The sequence below is a fragment of the Candidatus Brocadia sapporoensis genome, assembly GCF_001753675.2.
Classification (GTDB): domain Bacteria; phylum Planctomycetota; class Brocadiia; order Brocadiales; family Brocadiaceae; genus Brocadia; species Brocadia sapporoensis.
The window spans coordinates 33,566-47,386 of record NZ_MJUW02000082.1 but is presented as its reverse complement, the minus strand read 5'-3'; the positions used below and the strand labels follow the sequence as shown (position 1 = coordinate 47,386).

General features: G+C 43.1%; 15 protein-coding genes. 11 read left to right on the top strand and 4 right to left on the bottom strand.

Annotation, left to right across the window (positions count from 1 at the left end; all coding sequences use genetic code 11):
• Positions 1-247 precede the first annotated feature (247 nt).
• The 5 genes from BIY37_RS07740 to BIY37_RS07720 all read left to right on the top strand — a co-directional run bounded on the left by BIY37_RS07740 (position 248) and on the right by BIY37_RS07720 (position 5,180).
• The gene (locus BIY37_RS07740; RefSeq protein WP_070067258.1) at positions 248-1,366 is read left to right on the top strand and encodes a site-2 protease family protein; all 1,119 of its coding nucleotides are present in this window, start codon (positions 248-250) and stop codon (positions 1,364-1,366) included.
• A gap of 405 nt (positions 1,367-1,771) precedes the next feature.
• Positions 1,772-2,284, top strand: a complete 513-nt coding sequence (gene def / locus BIY37_RS07735) for a peptide deformylase (protein ID WP_080324939.1) — start codon at positions 1,772-1,774, stop codon at positions 2,282-2,284.
• Positions 2,285-2,344: 60 nt separating this feature from the next.
• Positions 2,345-3,304, top strand: coding sequence for a methionyl-tRNA formyltransferase (gene fmt / locus BIY37_RS07730; RefSeq protein ID WP_070067256.1), 960 nt, complete (start codon positions 2,345-2,347; stop codon positions 3,302-3,304).
• Positions 3,305-3,361: 57 nt separating this feature from the next.
• Positions 3,362-3,805, top strand: a complete 444-nt coding sequence (locus BIY37_RS07725) for a DUF116 domain-containing protein (protein ID WP_070067255.1) — start codon at positions 3,362-3,364, stop codon at positions 3,803-3,805.
• Entirely contained in the window at positions 3,786-5,180 is a 1,395-nt protein-coding gene (locus BIY37_RS07720) for a transcription antitermination factor NusB (protein WP_070067254.1), read from the top strand. Before BIY37_RS07725 ends, BIY37_RS07720 begins: the two co-directional genes overlap by 20 nt.
• A gap of 47 nt (positions 5,181-5,227) precedes the next feature.
• Here BIY37_RS07720 and BIY37_RS07715 read toward each other — a convergent pair whose 3' ends face one another.
• The 4 genes from BIY37_RS07715 to tatC all read right to left on the bottom strand — a co-directional run bounded on the left by BIY37_RS07715 (position 5,228) and on the right by tatC (position 8,685).
• Positions 5,228-5,806 (bottom strand): Slp family lipoprotein, encoded by a 579-nt coding sequence (locus BIY37_RS07715; RefSeq protein WP_070067253.1) that lies wholly within the window; start codon positions 5,804-5,806, stop codon positions 5,228-5,230.
• Positions 5,807-5,978: 172 nt separating this feature from the next.
• Positions 5,979-6,512, bottom strand: a complete 534-nt coding sequence (locus tag BIY37_RS07710; protein ID WP_070067252.1) for a Slp family lipoprotein — start codon at positions 6,510-6,512, stop codon at positions 5,979-5,981.
• A gap of 185 nt (positions 6,513-6,697) precedes the next feature.
• Entirely contained in the window at positions 6,698-7,219 is a 522-nt protein-coding gene (locus BIY37_RS07705) for a Slp family lipoprotein (protein WP_080324938.1), read from the bottom strand.
• 119 nt (positions 7,220-7,338) lie between these two features.
• On the bottom strand, positions 7,339-8,685 hold the full coding sequence (tatC, locus tag BIY37_RS07700; RefSeq protein ID WP_143299212.1) for a twin-arginine translocase subunit TatC: 1,347 nt from the start codon (positions 8,683-8,685) through the stop codon (positions 7,339-7,341).
• Positions 8,686-9,065: 380 nt separating this feature from the next.
• Here tatC and ribH point away from each other — a divergent pair, with 380 nt between their 5' ends.
• The 6 genes from ribH to BIY37_RS07675 all read left to right on the top strand — a co-directional run bounded on the left by ribH (position 9,066) and on the right by BIY37_RS07675 (position 13,819).
• Positions 9,066-9,560 carry a 6,7-dimethyl-8-ribityllumazine synthase gene (gene ribH, locus BIY37_RS07695; protein WP_070067249.1) on the top strand — a complete coding sequence of 165 codons (495 nt, stop codon included), beginning with the start codon at positions 9,066-9,068 and terminating at the stop codon, positions 9,558-9,560.
• Positions 9,561-9,638: 78 nt separating this feature from the next.
• The gene (nusB, locus tag BIY37_RS07690) at positions 9,639-10,922 is read left to right on the top strand and encodes a transcription antitermination factor NusB (protein WP_080324937.1); all 1,284 of its coding nucleotides are present in this window, start codon (positions 9,639-9,641) and stop codon (positions 10,920-10,922) included.
• 24 nt (positions 10,923-10,946) lie between these two features.
• The gene (gene ftsY, locus BIY37_RS07685; RefSeq protein ID WP_080324936.1) at positions 10,947-12,287 is read left to right on the top strand and encodes a signal recognition particle-docking protein FtsY; all 1,341 of its coding nucleotides are present in this window, start codon (positions 10,947-10,949) and stop codon (positions 12,285-12,287) included.
• A gap of 3 nt (positions 12,288-12,290) precedes the next feature.
• A complete protein-coding gene (locus BIY37_RS07680) occupies positions 12,291-13,025 on the top strand; it encodes a succinate dehydrogenase/fumarate reductase iron-sulfur subunit (RefSeq protein WP_070067248.1) in 735 nt (244 codons plus the stop codon).
• 15 nt (positions 13,026-13,040) lie between these two features.
• Positions 13,041-13,211, top strand: coding sequence for a hypothetical protein (locus BIY37_RS13480; RefSeq protein WP_179129334.1), 171 nt, complete (start codon positions 13,041-13,043; stop codon positions 13,209-13,211).
• Positions 13,212-13,216: 5 nt separating this feature from the next.
• Positions 13,217-13,819 (top strand): LOG family protein, encoded by a 603-nt coding sequence (locus BIY37_RS07675; RefSeq protein ID WP_070067247.1) that lies wholly within the window; start codon positions 13,217-13,219, stop codon positions 13,817-13,819.
• Positions 13,820-13,821 lie beyond the last annotated feature (2 nt).

The window sequence follows — 13,821 nt, the reverse complement described above, 5'->3', positions numbered from 1 at the left end:
AATAGGGCTGAATTTAGGATGATTGGCGAGGTTTTTTAAACCTCGCTTGTTTTAGGTCTAATTTAACGTTTAGATTTTCAAGGATGCGGTTGTAGAATGGAGAGATTCTTCGCTCCACATTGAGAAAGTAGCCTGATGTCTAATCTGGGAAAAATTGCTGCCTACACCAAACTAACGTAGTTGTCCTTTCAATTACTTATTACCTTATAAACTATTTAAACGAAAAAAGGAGAAAGAGGGGTGTAAAATGAACAAAACCTTGGTTTCGGGCTCATGGAAAATTGCAACAATAATGGGGATACCAATACTGATACATTTTTCGTGGTTTATCGCCTTTGGTTTGATAACATGGTCTCTATCTACTCAGTACTTTCCAAAGGCGGCTCCGGAGCTTCCGGTAGCAGCCTACTGGATTAAAGGCACACTGGCTGCCTTGCTGCTCTTTGTTTCGGTCATCATCCATGAGCTTTCCCATTCATACATCTCCCAAAAATATCGTATTCCCATCGCAAGCATTACCCTGTTCATTTTCGGAGGCGTTGCCCAGTTGAAAGAAGAGCCGCCACATCCAAAAGCGGAGTTTTGGGTTGCTATCGCCGGCCCGATTTCGAGTTTTCTCCTGTCGGCAATCTTTTTCCTGATTGCGATAAACACGGGAGGTGGACCTGGCGCGCTTTTTTTCTACCTTGCACGGATCAATTTTATTCTCGGTGCCTTTAATCTCATACCGGGCTTTCCTATGGATGGAGGGAGGCTGCTCAGGGCAGCGCTTTGGAGCAAGACGAAAGATTTTTTCCGTGCAACCCAAAAGGCAGCTGCTTTTGGACAAGCAATTGCCCTGTTTTTTCTTTTTTTAGGACTGCTTCTGGTTTTTACCGGTTCTTCCGGTGGATTCTGGCTGTTGCTTTTGGGATGGTTTCTTTACATGGCAGCACAGTCGAGCCTGCAACAAGCAAACCTTCACGAAATACTTTCCGGTATAAAAGTCAAAGAGGCTATGACAAGGGATATTGTCACCCTTAATTCCGCACTTACCATCGAGGACGTGGTTGATAAATATTTTCTCAGATACGGATATGGTTACGGTGGGTTTCCCGTTATGGACGACGGAAAATTGCTGGGTATTGTAACCCTTAAAGAGATTAAAGATGTCCCTAGGAAGGATTGGAGTAAAGTAAAAGTATCAAATATCCTGATTCCCCATAGTAAAAAATGGGAAGTAACCCCCGATTCTGATCTCATGAGGGCGCTTGAATTAATGATAAAAGAGGACAAAGGCAGGATTCTCGTTATAGAAGATGGGAAAGTTGTTGGTCTGATCACAAGAAATGGCATTGCACGGTATTTGCGGATTAAGGGTAAATAAGTTTCCAGGGAAAGAAAGATGTTTTCGAAATACCCAGCGCGGCATAGCCGCGCCAGGATTTAATATAGACTGATTTTTTAAACACAAAGTGCTAACTTTTTGACTGAATAATAGCTTAGGAAAAGGAAAGAAGCTTGTATTCACTAAACCGTTTTTGTATAATTAAAAAATTAAATAAAACTTTTATCTTCCATTTTTCTAATGGCAAGTAAGGTTTTTTAGAACTGGTGCGATTTTTAAACTGGAGATCCATAGCTGAGATATTAAAATTTACAATCAGGTTTTATCCGTAAGAGTCTTTGCCTCGTTAGAGTATTGCGAGGGAAACTTCTTTTCCCCATACCCCGTCTTTACAAGAATGCGCTTCATGTTTAAATTCCTAACGTTAGATGAGAAATAATAGCCATGAATATTTTACTTTATCCTGAACCCGTGCTTCGTCAAAAGGCAAAACCACTCAAGGAAATTAATACAGAAGTATGCAAAAAGGCGGAAGAAATGATAGAATTAATGCACCATGCCCAGGGTGTCGGTCTTGCAGCGCCACAGGTGGGATGGTCTGTTCGTCTATTTATTATCGACGTAGACGGAACGAGTCACGGGGAAAAGATTTTTATTAACCCTATCATCATAGAAGCTTTTGGCGAGTTGAATAAAGAAGAGGGTTGTTTGAGCTTTCCTGGTATTACGAGCAAGATTATTCGTGCCCATCGGATTAAAGCGCAGGCGTATAACCTGAAAGGGCAAAAAATAGAGATCAATGCTGAGGGGCTGGCCGCCCGTGCATGGCAGCACGAAATGGACCATCTCAACGGAGAGCTTTTTATTGATAAAATGGGTCCTTCAAATCGGTTAGCGATATCTCACCGGTTAAAAGAATTCGAACGGCTCTACAAAGCCACCAAAGTTCCTGTGTAAGTAATAGGGTTCTGGGAAAAAGAAAAGACAAATTTTGAACAAAGACGGATCTATTAAATAATGAAGGTAGTTTTTATGGGGACGTCTGAGTTTGCTGTTCCCAGTTTGTGCTCATTGGCAACGTCTACACATGAAATTGTTGCGGTTGTCACGCAGCCGGACAGGCCCAAAGGCAGAAGTAAAATTCCAAGCCATTCACCGGTAAAGAAAAAGGCACTAGAGCTGGAATTCAATGTTCTGCAGCCTGCCAACGTCAATGATGAACCGGTAGTGAAACAACTCCAGGACCTTTCGCCTGAATGTATCGTTGTCGTTGCCTTCGGCCAGTTTTTGTCTAATGCTGTTCTCCTTCTTCCGCAATATCGCTGCCTGAACATTCATGCGTCTTTGTTGCCAAAATATCGTGGGGCAGCCCCTATTAACTGGGCAATCATGCAGGGTGAAACCGTCACCGGCGTTACTGCCGTAATTATGACTGCCAGGATGGATGCCGGCGACATTGTTGCTCAAAAAACAACCCCGCTATCACCGGACGAAAATGCAGGGGAACTAGAAAAAAGGCTTTCTGCAATGGGCGCAGAACTATTGATAGATACTTTACACCTCGTAGAAACAAGAATAGCTACTTACACGAAACAGGACGAAAATGGCGTATCCTTTGCGCCAAAATTAAAAAAGGAACAGGGCTTGATTCTGTGGTCTCAGGAGACACAAAAAATTCATAATCAAGTACGAGGTATGACGCCTTCTCCGGGAGCGTATACCTATTTTCTCAAAAACGACTCGAAAGAAAAAGTAAGGATTATTATACAAAAGACACAGATTCATAACGCGCCAAAAACGAAACCGTTTTGTACCCCTGGCATGATTGATGAAATTATGCCGTGTGGAATTCATGTGGCAACGATGGACGGGACGATTTGTATTACACAATTACAGCCAGAGGGCAAGCGTGTGATGGATGCGCAGGACTATTTACGGGGTCATAAAATGATCGTTGGGAATATGTTTGTATCGTAAGTTCGGATATTTTCTACGGCAAACTAACCTTTTACCATTTACACAAAGGCAGGTACTATGGAATTTATTGATAAAAAAGTTGTTTCTATCAATAACCTCATGATGAAGTTTCGCAAGAAAAAGTGCTCTCCAAAAAATTTGCTGATTTTATTTCCTCATTGCATTCAGAGTTCGCAGTGTAAACAGAATGTTAAAAACGATTTGAACGAATGTAAACGTTGCGGGAAATGTAAAGTCAAGGATTTGATAGAATTTTCTGAAAAGTACGGGGTTCATATTACCCTTGCCAGCGGGGGACGTGCAGCCCTTCAAAGGGTAATGGATGAAGACATCCATGGGGTAATTGCGATCGCTTGCGAAAAGGAACTCAGAACGGGCTTGATGGCGGCTATGTCTAAAGCAATATTTGCTGTACCCAATCTCAGGCCTCACGGATATTGTAAGGATACGGATGTATATCTGGATGAGGTAAAAGAGGCGATTGAAAAATTCCTCACCTAAGACAGATATCCGCTATGAGTGTATTCGTATCCTGCGGGCAATTGACGAACAAGAGGTTTTCTCCCGTGAATTGCTCGCCGAAAGATGCTCACGCGGCGATTTGTCTGAACGTGACAAAAGACTCCTTGTCGAGTTGACAAATGGTGTTACTCGCCATCGACTGTCCCTTGATACCCTCATTTCTGGTTTTTCAAAAATCCCGCTTGCCAGGATAGAGCCTTGGATAGTGTATGCCTTGCGGATAGGTCTCTATCAGATCGTCTATCTGGACAAAATTCCCTCTTCTGCCGCAATAAACACATCTGTAGAACTGGTAAAAAAATTAATCCGTCGTGCAGACGCTGCTAATTTTACCAATGCAGTTCTCCGATCCATCGATCGCAACATTCACAACAAATCTGCTCCTGCAGCGGAAATTACCGACCCCCGGATGGCCTTGCACAGGCGCGAAGACACCTGGTGTACCTTTCACACTCCGATATTCCCCAATCCCGGAGAAGGGCTCTCTTCCTATCTCTCAATGATGTATAGCCATCCGGAGTGGTTAATACAACGATGGATCGTCAGGCATGGAAAGGAAGATACCATTAAAATCTGCAGAGCCAACAATCGTGCTCCAAGACTATTCCTTCGTATAAATCAAAGGAAGATAACGGCCCGGGAATTTGTTGCGCTGCTTGATCAAAAGAATATCTCCTCACACACTATCGGGAACGCCGTTATTGTTGATGACATTGTCGTTTCAGAGATACCGGGATTTGTGGAGGGGCTGTTCTATGTGCAGGACATTTCTGCCATGAAAGTAGCAGAATTCCTCAAGGCAGAAAAATCGCATACTGTTTTAGATTTGTGTGCTGCACCGGGAGGAAAGACAACCCATATTGCGGAATTATTAGGAAACACCGGGTGGATTTACGCATCAGATATTTCTTCAAAACGCCTGCAGTTGATCAAAAAAAATTGTCTGCGGTTAGGAATTCAGAACGTCTCCCTTGTGTGCGCTGACGCATCGGAAGACCGGGTTCCTTTTCATATTCAGTTCGATCGGGTACTCATTGATGCGCCATGTTCCAATACCGGCGTACTTGCACGCCGCGCAGAAGCACGGTGGAGATTAAGAGAGCAAGACATTCACAAACTTGCCTCTCTCCAATATTCGATCCTGAGGACGGGCGCTGCTCTGATGAAATCTGACGGTTATTTAGTTTACAGCACCTGCAGCATCGAACCGGAAGAAAATCAGGATGTAATAAAAAAATTTATTGATACTACATCCCAGTATTATCTCGACGCAGAGGAGTCTTATTTACCCGGTGAAAATACCGGAGATGGGGGATACATGGCGAGGCTTTATCAGAAACAACGATACCGCTGAATGGTGAATCTGCATCAAACAATCATCAGGTTCTTATGCCCGCAAGATTACTTTTTGGATCTTCGGTGACATCTTTCTCTATCAATAAAATGAGTTCGCCACCACCAATAGTTATCATAGTAAAAATAGGAATAAGGATAAGGATAGGATATATAATCACTATCTTTAATTACTTGCCAAAGATATAATTCCTTTACATGAATCAGTGGATACGTATACTCTATCTTATTTAAAGGCAGGGTTCTCTTTCCCATAATTTCTCCTGCAACAGTAATCTCTCTTCCTTTGGTGTACACATAGGTGTCCAGGTACCGGCTGTCAAGCGCCAAAAACCTTCCTTCTGTTTTGTCCACATCTTTCGGTTGGCCGCGAAAACCAGCAGGGCGTTGTAATATCTGTAGTAAAGTTCCCTCTTTTGTATTTTCTGCATCGACAATAATCCCGCTAAGAACTATCATTTGGCCCTGATAATGTTCCGGATTCTTCAGTACCTCTGAAAAAGTGGTTTCTGGTCTGACCTGATCCCGGATTTGTTTTGAAATAACAGGTGCGCAGCCAGCTATTGACAACAACAAACCAACCGGCATGAGTTTATAAAACAACAAGGACATCTTTTTTGTTTTCATAACATCTAAAAAAACATTTTAGCATTTTGACGAAGATTGTAGCGCCAATCATTCGACCGAACTTACAACAAAGTTCGGCATGGTCAGCATTTGACGGAAAATAAACCGTCAAGCACTACACATGCACAGCGCACTCGGGTTAGACATCTCGTCATATTCAAATATTAGAGGATTAATAATACGGATAGCGGCTCCGCAACCACCAATAGTCTTGCGGGTAATAATAGTAACGACTGGGATATGTTTTTTCCGTTGGCCAGAGGTAGATTTCTTCTACCGAAATCAGTGGGTACTGATAGTCTATTTGTCCCAAAGGAATGATCCTCTTTCCCAGAATCTCCCCGGCAATCGTAACTGACCGCCCTTTGCTATATACATTTACATCCAGATAACGGTTGTCAAGGGCAAGAAACCTTCCGCCTGTCGCATCCACATCCTTAGGCTTCCCGCGAAATCCTGCAGGACGCTGCAAGATTCGCAACACAGTCCCCTCCTTTGTATTTTCAGTTTCGATAATGATTCCACTAAGTATAATCATCTGACCCTTGTAGCTTTCGGGATCGTGGAGTACCGCACTGAAAGTAATATCCGGTCTGACTTTTTCCCTGAGCTGTTTCGATATAACCGGTGCACAACTCACCATGAATAAGAATATAACAATCAGCATACCATAAGAACGGGCAACGCCTTTGTCGGTTTTCTTCATTGTGATTAACCCCTTTTTCAGAGGAGAGATACATTTCTAGAATTAGTATTCTCATTAATAGTAATAGTTAATAACCATATCATCAACAAGATTATTGTGTAATACTAAGGAGATAATTTGCCATTGTGGAAAATATCTTGTGCTATTTTCTGAAGTGCGGTCACTTACTTTCATTTCAAGCTTTATCAGTGCGAATATCCAACACCAAAACCAATATGAACGGAAGGAGAAGGAGTATCATACCTCCTTGTGTCTGGCCAAAGGTATAATTCTTTCACATAAATCAGCGGGTAAGCATACTCTGTTTTATTCAAAGGGAGAATTCGCTTTCCCTGAACCACTCCTGCAACCGTAAGAGCTCGTCCATGAGTAAACACATTCGTATCCAGATAGCGGTTATCAAGCGCCAGGAATCTCCCTTCGCTTTTATCGGTGTCTTTAGGTTTTCCCCGGAAGCCAGGAGGGCACTGTAATATTTGTAATAAAGTGCCCTCTTTGGTGTTTTCGGTTTCGATGATGACTCCGCTCAAGAGGATCATTTGCCCTTTGTAACATTCAGGATCGTTCAGTACCACCTCAAAAGTGACATCTGGTCTTACTTGCTCCCGGACTTGTTTCGATATAACCGGTGCGCAACCAACGATCAATAACAATACAACTGTTAACATGGATTGAGAAGAAACGAAACAGACAAACTTTTTTATCATAACTTAAGCCTAAGCGCGAGAAGACCGAGACGTAATTTCTATAAATTAGTATAAAGATGCCCAAAAAAACAGCTTATTTTATTTGGCTTATTCGCTCTTTGAAGGGAGACGGCATAATGCTATTTACTGCCTTCCGGTTTATTGATCACACCTTCAGACCAGGTAATGATAGCTCCAATGTCGACGGGTTCACCGCCGATGGACATCTTATGCTGACGTCCTTCCAATAACTTTTTTTCCTCACCCTCCATGAACAAAATAGCATCACCCTTCACTGCGGTTACGATAGTTACAAAATCTTTTGCCACAATGTTCAAGGTTCCACCTTGAGTTCTGATCCGCCCATTTGGTGTATCAATTTCCAATGGCATTTCTAACCCTTTTGTGGAAATGAGAATCTGGCCTGATGTAAGCCTTATCTTTCGTGGATCGAGAAAATGCACTTCGGTATTTTCATCCATACCCACATAGACGCCTTTTTTTGCCGATAGAGCGGTTCTTCCTTCGCCACCGGTTTTCAGGGCAATACCGTTCCGGAAATGGGTATGGTTTGACACCCTTTCCCATTCCCGTCCTTCGGGATACATAAATAGAACCTCTCCCCTGGTGTCTAACAAATTGACTTCTCCACCCTTGTGCGTTAGGTAAAAATAAAACACAAACAACAGCATCAGCCCTCCTCCCACAATCATGCCTAAAAAGGTAAACCCCTTCTTTGTGGGCCTTGCAATGAGTATTCCCAATTCATAGAGGACAATCATAGGAATAGCGGTCATGATCTGGGTAAAAGGGTCTGGTGGCGTGACTATGGCGGCGATAATAAAAATTACCAGGACGGCATACTTTCTCCATGCAATAAATTTATCCGGAGAAATGAATCTGATCTTTGAAAGGAGCAGCATGAGAAGCGGCAACTGAAATACAAGCCCCAAGGCTACCGTCAGCATAAAAACAAACGAGACGTAGTCCTGCATGGTAATGATAGGTTGAATGCCCGGGCCAAGGATGCTGATTAAAAATTGCAAACCAAAGGGAATGAGCAAAAAATACCCAAAAAGCCCGCCAACTACGAAGGCCGCATATGATATGGGAAGGAACAAAAGCACGTACCTCTGCTCTCTTTTATACAGCCCGGAGCTTACAAATTGCCATATTTGATATATTACAAAAGGATAGGCCAAAAAAACCGACGTTATGAAGCACAATTTCATATACGCATAGAAACCCTCCTGATAGCTTAATACCTGCAATTCCGTTGAAAGACCAACCTTTTCCATAGCATACTTATGAGGTCTTTTAGCTATATCCAATATCTGCACTTTAAAAAACCAGCACAAGATAAAACAGAGAACAATTGAGACAAGGGAATATACGACCCGGCGTCTCATCTCTTCAAGATGCGCACCTAACGGCATTCTTATACTTTCCGTTTCATGCTTTGCCTCTTCAGGCTTCGTTTCTTTCACATCAGGCTCCCCTTGTGTTGTATTGACGATAAATGCATACCCGGCTGTACAAAAATTAAAAGGTTTATAATACAGACACGTTTCTAAAATTACAAGGAGCAATTCCGTGGTCTCCTCTCTGAAATTTTATTGATAATTTTGTAATGAGCGAGAGAGGTCTTGCCTGATAGAAAAACCTTGAAAGATTTACCGGTATATGCTATTATCTTTGCTGAAATATAGGATGGGTTTCGTCTATAATATGGGCAAAACAAAACCAAAAAATTGTCTTTCCGAAGTTGTATTTTTGTTACCGTCAACAAATACAACGCTGTTAATTACGAATATTAGTTTAAGATATTGGGGTTTTCATTTAATTTAAAATGGTGTAAGGACTTTGTATGGTGAGGGAATTCCAGGGGAATCTGCTTGGCACCGGGAAGGTTTTTGGGATCGTTATTAGCCGCTATAATAACTTTATAACCCAACGATTATTGGAAGGCGCACTTGATGGGTTTACCAGACATGGCGTAAAAGAAGAAGATATTGATATTTTTTGGGTGCCAGGCGCCTGTGAAATACCCATTGCGGCACTTAAGGCAGCGGAGAGCCGCAAATATCATGCATTAGTTTGTTTGGGTGCTATTCTTCGCGGAGAAACTCCCCATTTTGACTATGTCGCAAACGAAGCCGCCAAGGGTATTGCACACGTTGGACTGTCTACGGGTGTTCCAACCATATATGGCGTTATTACCACAGAAACCCTGGAGCAGGCCATTAACCGCGCTGGCGCAAAGACAGGGAATAAAGGGGCTGAAGCTGCTTTGTCGGCAATAGAAATGGCAAATCTTGTCGATCAGATATCGGCCGGTGTACAAACAGCGAAAAGACAATGACCACTTCGGTTACAGTTCATTTCAGCGCATCTCCCGAGTGACTCCTTATTTCGGACTCTTACATAATAGCAATATTCCATGCGCAACAGAACAATTGCCCGAGAAATCGCCCTTCAAGCCCTTTACCAGCTTGACCTGCGGGGCGATGAAATCCTTGGCGAAATAGATAGTTTTTGCAAGAAAAGCACGGAAAAGCATGACGTGTACCAGTTCGCCATAGCACTTACCAACGGTTGCCGGTTACATCTGAAAGAAATCGATGAAAAGATATCACTTGTCACAGAACATTGGGAATTGCGACGTATGGCCATTATCGACAAAAACATTCTCCGTTTGGGAGTTTATGAATTATTATATAGAAACGACATCCCCCCAAAGGTATCGATTAACGAAGCAATAGAGCTTGCCAAAAAATTTAGTACAAAAAACTCAGGAACATTTGTGAATGGAATTTTAGATAAGATTTATAACCAATTTGGAAATGGAAAATTGAAAAACGTTACGTGTTCCTCCGCTCTTCAGGCAGTGCCAGAAATCCATTATGGGGATGCAGATCTGCATATACACACTACCTATTCCGATGGCACCATGACACCGGAGGAAGTTGTCGATAGTGCTATTTGCTGTGGTATCTCAACGATTGCAATTACTGACCATGATACCGTTGACGGACTCGTAATCGCCTGCCGCTATGGCCAGAACAAAAATATCCATATTATACCAGGAATAGAACTTTCGTCATATCTCAGCCCTTCTGAGGTGCATATTCTTGGATATTTTATCGACATATATAATATTTCTTTGCAAAAGACAATACAACAATCGCGCAATGACCGTGTGAATCGTATTCACGCCATGGTAGAAAAATTACATAAGCTTCACGTTAATATTAATTCACAGGAAATCCTTACCCTTGCCGGACAAGGATCCCCTGGGCGTATGCATGTGGCTGAAATAATCTGGAAACACGGCTATTGCGATACAATTGTAGAATCATTTTCAAAATATATTGGAGATAATAAGCCTGCATATGTTCCAAAAAAAACATTGACATCGCAACAGGCAATTGAACTTATCAGAGATGCCGGAGGAGTGCCGGTACTAGCTCATCCAGGACTCACGCAAAGAGACCATATTATTGAAGATTTGGTAAAATACGGCTTACAGGGGATTGAGGTGTATTATCCTTCGCATACTCCACAAGCCGTTGAGAAGTATCTTGAGATTGCAAAGAGGTATAACCTTGCAATAACCGGCGGCTCGGATTTTCACGGCGAAAGAAGAACAGGCTGCCCAATTGCCAAAATAACCATACCGGGTGATCTTATTAGCAAACTGAAACAAAGATGCCCTTCCCGCTAAGAGTACTATGGAGGTAATATCCTGATGGGACAACCATCAAGCAGAGAGAAAAATACCGTAGAAGGAGAAAAGGAAGAAACGCCAAAGACTATCGCTACGCAAGAAAACACGGAAAAACAACCGACAGGTTTATTGCAGAGACAGGATAAAAATTCAGGGAAACCCCGGCGTAGTTTCTGGGTCAGATTCAAGACGTTTACCTTTGAGCCTCCCAAAAAGGTCATTGTGGAAGGCGACACGATACGGCTTGTCCCCATTTTGCCAGAACCAGAAACAGCGGTTGTCGAGAAGGACATCCCCGCAACCACGGAAGAATTCACCGCAGATACAGCAGAAGTGCCGATTGGCAAAAACGAAGCAGAAAGCCAGACCTTGATACCCCCCGAAGAATTGATTTCTCCGTTGCCGGAAGCTGTTTTGGCGGAAGAACCAGTTAAAATTAAAGAAGAATCTCCCGTTGCAACAGAAAAACTCAAAAAAGGCATGGAAAAAACACGGAACCGTTTTTGGTCCCGTTTAAAAGGCCTGTTTTCCTTCAAAAGAGGGATTGATGAATCAACACTTGAAGAATTAGAGGATATCCTGCTCGGTGCAGATATTGGTGCAAAGTCAGTTCAAAAATTGATACACGAGCTACGCGAAGCATGGAAATCAAAAATGATAACTGAGACCTCACAGATACGTGATTTTATAAAAAACAAACTCAAAGAAAGCTTACGGTCTCCTCAAATCGACATCAATTACTCCCATACTTCTCCAACGGTTATCCTGGTTGTCGGGGTAAACGGAGTGGGTAAGACAACGGCCATTGCAAAACTTGCAAACATATTTATTCAGGATGGCAAAAAGGTCATGGTCGCTGCAAGCGATACCTTTAGGGCAGCCGCAGTGGAACAATTGGACATCTGGAGCAAACGCATAGGGGCGGAGATTGTAAAACATCAAACCGGTTCGGATCCCGCAGCCGTGGCATATGACGCCTTGGAAGCAAGCATCGCAAGAGGTATCGATGTGGTAATTGTAGATACGGCCGGGCGTCTCCACACCCACGAAAATCTCATGAACGAACTGAGCAAGATAAAACGGGTTATTTCCAAAAGGATTCCCGGCGCTCCACATGAAGTGCTCATGGTGCTCGATGCCACAACGGGACAAAATGCCCTTTCCCAGGCGAGGATGTTTAATCAGGCCGTAAATGTTACCGGAATATTTTTGGCAAAGCTGGACGGTACGGCAAAGGGTGGTTTTGTGTTTGGGATGCGTAATGAAATAAATATCCCCGTAAAATATATCGGACTCGGTGAAAAAGCGGATGATATAGAAAAATTCGACCCCGATGCCTTTGTAAACGCCTTGTTTGAGTGATTCATGCAAACGAAAGAAACCGTTTTTTTTCATATTTTCCGATTTCATCCGGATCGCGATAAAAAACCATATTTCCAGGAATATGAGATCCCTTTTCTCCGGAAAGACCTGACGGTATTAGAGGGGCTTTTTTATATCCAACACCGGCTGGATGATTCACTCGCTTTCCGGTCTTCGTGCCGGGCAGCCATTTGCGGCTCCTGCGCCATGCATATTAACGGAAAATATCGTCTTGCCTGCAACACTCCGGTTCTGAAGCTCAAAACAAAGAAAATTACCATTTACCCACTTTCCCACATGCCCATCATTAAAGATCTCGTTGTTGACATGAAATCTTTCTGGGAAAAGTATGAAGATATGAAACCATACCTCATGCCAGGCAAGTCATTTCCCGCCGAGGGGGAACAATTACAAAGTCCTGAAGAAAGGACAAAGGTGGACGTTCTTATCGATTGTGTCCTCTGTGCCTGCTGTCATTCCTCGTGTCCGATTACAGCATCGCACGAAAAATATCTCGGCCCTATGGCCTTCCTCACAGCAGACCGGTTTGTCTCTGATACACGGGATGGTGCACGGGAAGAGCGTCTGGCAATGGTAAACGATGAGCATGGCGTATGGCGTTGCCATACGGTTTTCAACTGCCAGGAGGTCTGTCCGAAGGATCTGGATCCGAGCGGTTCCATTGCTCATTTAAAGATGGAAATTATAAAGCGCAAAATCCAACAAAAATGTTTTTGAAAAAGGATGATTGATATGGACGAAAAGAAAAAAATTATCGTTGTTGCACGGACAGAGGGTATTGAAATTATTGTGGAGGGTGAAAAAGATACCGATGACTATGAATTGACCCTCTCAAAACCCCAGGCGATGGAACTTGCCATGAACATCCTGAACACCTTATATAAGACGGGTGTAAAAGTATAAAATACATGGCTGACCACACTTCCATAAAACGCATCTGTGTATTTTGCGGTTCCAAACGCGGTGCACGTTCTGTGTATACAGCCACTGCCCAACAACTCGGCAAGGTCATGGTCTCTAAGGGAATCGGGCTTGTTTACGGTGGCGGAAGTATTGGGTTGATGGGAGATATTGCAGATACTGTTTTGCGGGAAAAAGGCAATGTTATTGGTGTAATTCCTCATGCCCTCGCCTCGAAGGAGTTTGCCCATTCTGGCCTGACAGAACTTCGGATGGTGTCGAGTATGCATGAACGTAAGGCCATGATGGCAGAACTGTCCGATGCCTTTATAGCAATGCCCGGTGGCTTTGGCACACTTGATGAACTCTTCGAGATACTCACCTGGGCACAGCTGGGTTTCCATGCAAAACCCGTTGGATTACTGAATGTAGAAGGATATTTTGATTTATTGCTGGAGTTTATCCATCACGTTTTACAGGAACGTTTTATAAGTGCAAAGCACCGCCGTTTGATCATTGCATCAAACGATCCCGAGGACCTCCTGACAGAGCTTATCCGTTGTACTCATCCCTCAAAAATTCCTCAATTGCTTGACTGGAAAGAAACATAAAT

What these genes read in the sequence shown, in the direction of transcription:
- def (WP_080324939.1), top strand. Translation starts at nt 1,772, where the DNA reads ATGAATATTTTACTTTATCCTGAACCCGTGCTTCGTCAAAAGGCAAAA.
- nusB (WP_080324937.1), top strand. Translation starts at nt 9,639, where the DNA reads ATGCGCAACAGAACAATTGCCCGAGAAATCGCCCTTCAAGCCCTTTAC.
- BIY37_RS13480 (WP_179129334.1), top strand. Translation starts at nt 13,041, where the DNA reads ATGGACGAAAAGAAAAAAATTATCGTTGTTGCACGGACAGAGGGTATT.
- BIY37_RS07725 (WP_070067255.1), top strand. Translation starts at nt 3,362, where the DNA reads ATGGAATTTATTGATAAAAAAGTTGTTTCTATCAATAACCTCATGATG.
- fmt (WP_070067256.1), top strand. Translation starts at nt 2,345, where the DNA reads ATGAAGGTAGTTTTTATGGGGACGTCTGAGTTTGCTGTTCCCAGTTTG.
- ftsY (WP_080324936.1), top strand. Translation starts at nt 10,947, where the DNA reads ATGGGACAACCATCAAGCAGAGAGAAAAATACCGTAGAAGGAGAAAAG.
- BIY37_RS07680 (WP_070067248.1), top strand. Translation starts at nt 12,291, where the DNA reads ATGCAAACGAAAGAAACCGTTTTTTTTCATATTTTCCGATTTCATCCG.
- BIY37_RS07705 (WP_080324938.1), bottom strand. Translation starts at nt 7,219, where the DNA reads ATGATAAAAAAGTTTGTCTGTTTCGTTTCTTCTCAATCCATGTTAACA.
- BIY37_RS07740 (WP_070067258.1), top strand. Translation starts at nt 248, where the DNA reads ATGAACAAAACCTTGGTTTCGGGCTCATGGAAAATTGCAACAATAATG.
- BIY37_RS07710 (WP_070067252.1), bottom strand. Translation starts at nt 6,512, where the DNA reads ATGAAGAAAACCGACAAAGGCGTTGCCCGTTCTTATGGTATGCTGATT.
- BIY37_RS07675 (WP_070067247.1), top strand. Translation starts at nt 13,217, where the DNA reads ATGGCTGACCACACTTCCATAAAACGCATCTGTGTATTTTGCGGTTCC.
- BIY37_RS07715 (WP_070067253.1), bottom strand. Translation starts at nt 5,806, where the DNA reads ATGAAAACAAAAAAGATGTCCTTGTTGTTTTATAAACTCATGCCGGTT.
- ribH (WP_070067249.1), top strand. Translation starts at nt 9,066, where the DNA reads ATGGTGAGGGAATTCCAGGGGAATCTGCTTGGCACCGGGAAGGTTTTT.